The sequence below is a fragment of the Frankia sp. EI5c genome (assembly GCF_001636565.1).
Taxonomy (GTDB): Bacteria; Actinomycetota; Actinomycetes; order Frankiales; family Frankiaceae; genus Parafrankia.
This window is the reverse complement of the sequence record NZ_LRTK01000147.1, coordinates 1-2,526: the sequence shown is the minus strand read 5'-3', so window position 1 is coordinate 2,526 and position 2,526 is coordinate 1. Positions and strand designations below refer to the sequence as shown.

2 protein-coding genes and 1 pseudogene are annotated in these 2,526 nt (G+C 69.3%); all 3 read right to left on the bottom strand.

Going from position 1 to position 2,526, the window contains the following annotated elements:
* Nucleotides 1-95 precede the first annotated feature (95 nt).
* Nucleotides 96-1,325, bottom strand: a pseudogene (locus UG55_RS26680) (FtsK/SpoIIIE domain-containing protein); the annotation flags it as partial.
* A 116-nt stretch (nucleotides 1,326-1,441) separates the two neighbouring features.
* Nucleotides 1,442-1,705 (bottom strand): hypothetical protein, encoded by a 264-nt coding sequence (locus tag UG55_RS26675; RefSeq protein WP_396231032.1) that lies wholly within the window; start codon nucleotides 1,703-1,705, stop codon nucleotides 1,442-1,444.
* 59 nt (nucleotides 1,706-1,764) lie between these two features.
* Nucleotides 1,765-2,169, bottom strand: coding sequence for a plasmid replication, integration and excision activator (locus tag UG55_RS26670; protein WP_066074717.1), 405 nt, complete (start codon nucleotides 2,167-2,169; stop codon nucleotides 1,765-1,767).
* Nucleotides 2,170-2,526 lie beyond the last annotated feature (357 nt).

Sequence of the window (2,526 nt, the reverse complement as noted above, 5' to 3'; positions counted from 1 at the left end):
GAGACCCCCGGCCACGCACCGGTCTCCCGCTACTCAGCCCCACCAGAAACCCCAGGGCTGACCCACTGCCTACGCATCAGCAAACTTGCCGGGGCCCTGGGGTCCTGCCCCGCCGCCAGGACCACGACCCCGGGCGCACGGCCCTGCGAGAGGAGCAGCGGCAGCGCCGCACCGATCCGCTTCTTGACGTCCCGATCGGTGAAGTACGCCGTCAACGAGGCGATTTCGTCAACAACTACGACGACCAGGGTATCGCCGACCGTCGGCGCGTGCAGCCGGGTGTTGCCCGCGAGCCTGGCCGTCCGGTCCTGCATCACGGTCACCGCGTCGTCGAGGAGATCCGCAATCGTGTCGGGCGTGGTGGCGAAGCGGGTGAACATCTCCCGCCCGAAGGCGAGTTCTATCCCGCCTTTCGGGTCGCACACCCACAGCTCCACCAGCCCCGACCGCACCGCCGGGCCGAGGCCCCGGATGACCGACCACAGCACCGAGCCCTTACCGGCACCGGTCGCACCGGCGACGAGCACGTGAGTTCCCCGAACCGGCAGCGTCCAGGATCGGCCGTCCTCGTACCGCCCGACGGGCACCGCCGACAGCCCAGCGACGAGGCGAGCCGCCCCGCCGCCACTTCGGACGACGGCAGCCGGGACGGCGCCAGCAGGGTCAGAGCCGGCGCCGTCCGCGGAGTCGTCGAGGTTGGGCGCAGTGACCGGCCGGGTCAGCGGGTCACGGTGGTGGAAGGAGACGCGGATGAACCGGGACGTCTCCGCCTGCACCTGGCAACGCCGAGCCCGGAACACGTGCCGCAGCGCTTCGGCCTGCTCCGCCCACTGCGCCGGGGTCTGGCCCGGCAGCAGCTCCACCCGCAGCACGTCCACCGACCGCGACGAACGGATCTTCCGAAGCCGCGGGAAGTACTCGTCGAAGTTCACCTGATCACCCGTGGATGTCGGCATCCGGATCGCCAGGTCGGTGTGCACCATCGCCGGCTTCCACCGCCACCGGTAGACGAACGTCAGCCGCGCACGCCCCCACAGCCACCAGGCCACCGGCCCGAACGACCGCGGATGCACCCGCCACCACACGACCGCCACCAGGACCAGCGCCGCGACGAGCACAGCCAGGCCGACGAGCCCGACCCGGTGCACCACCAGGAGCAGCCCGACCACGGACGCCACGGCGACCCGGTGACGCCAGCAGCCCCGCAGCGCCAGCCACGCCGCCTTGCCGACCACCGCCAGGAGCAGCATCCACACCGGCACGCGCACCTTGTCGGCCCGCGAGGGGACCCGCGGGAAACGCTGGTCACCGTTGATTCTGGACATGGCAATACCACCTGTTTTCGAGCGCACGAAACACAGACCGATGGGATTGGCAAAAAGGAGGGAGTGGCGGGAAACGGGAAGCCGTTTCCTCGCGAGACCGGTGGCCGGCGGGAAAACTACGCGGCGCGCGGCCCGGCCATGTCGTCAGCCGGAGTCGCCACCGCCACCGCCACCGCTTCGGCGGATTCCGCGGCTTCCTGGGATTCGAACTGGAACTTCTCGTAGGCGATCAGGTAGTCGTTGACCGCCGCGAGCAACTTGTACGCGAAGTCAGCGTGCCGGGCATCCGGTTCCCGCTCCAGCGCCGAGACGCTCAGGCTCACCCGCCCCGCGTCCACGACCAGGATGGGCGCGCGGTCGGGGTAGGTGTGGCAGATCACCGACCAGTCCGTGCCGACGGACAGGCCGAGCGTCGCGTACGACTACTTTGGCTCGCCGTTCACGCCGCCGCCCCCGTCCGCCGCATCGGGCCGACCTGCCGCAGGCTCACCGCGCGCAGGGCGTATCCCTGCTTGGGGAACTTGCCGTTGGTGTCCACCCACGGCGTGATCGTCAGCCCGTCGAACTGCACCGGCCGGAACGGCGTGCCCGGCATCGCTTCCGGCAGGACGGGCTGCACCGCGGCGGCGACCTTCACCTTCAGCTCCGCCTGCCGGGCCGCCGGGTCCGGGTCCAGCACCCGCACCGCCCAGACCCGCTCGCCGGTGTTCGGGTCGCGCTCCTGTGGGTCGGGAGCGTTCGCCTTCACCTTGTCGTAGTCGTTCGCCGCCTCCACCCCGAGAACGAACGGCCCCGAGGGGAACACGTCCTCGAAACGCACCGGAATGCGTCGCGGTACCGCCATGGTTCGTCTACCTCCGTAGGGTCAGCCCCGCCGCCGGTACTCCGGTTGCTGTCGGGCAGCACCTACTCTGAACCGCTCACGAACCGATCGCCAAGCGCTTTCATATCTATGTATACGGAGCGCGGATGGAAATTATCCAGTGACCGTCTGGAATACACGCCCACGGCAACGATATCTTTGTCTGGTGACAAACGCACGGGGGATTCCGCCGTACACGGCGCGAGGCAAGGTCGAGGGTGAGGACTGGCAGGCGGTCGCCGACGCCCTGAACGCCAGAATGAACCAGAAGCGGATGGGACAGCAAGCAGGGCCCCGGCAAGTTTGCTGATGCGTAGGCAGTGGGTCAGCCCTGGGGTT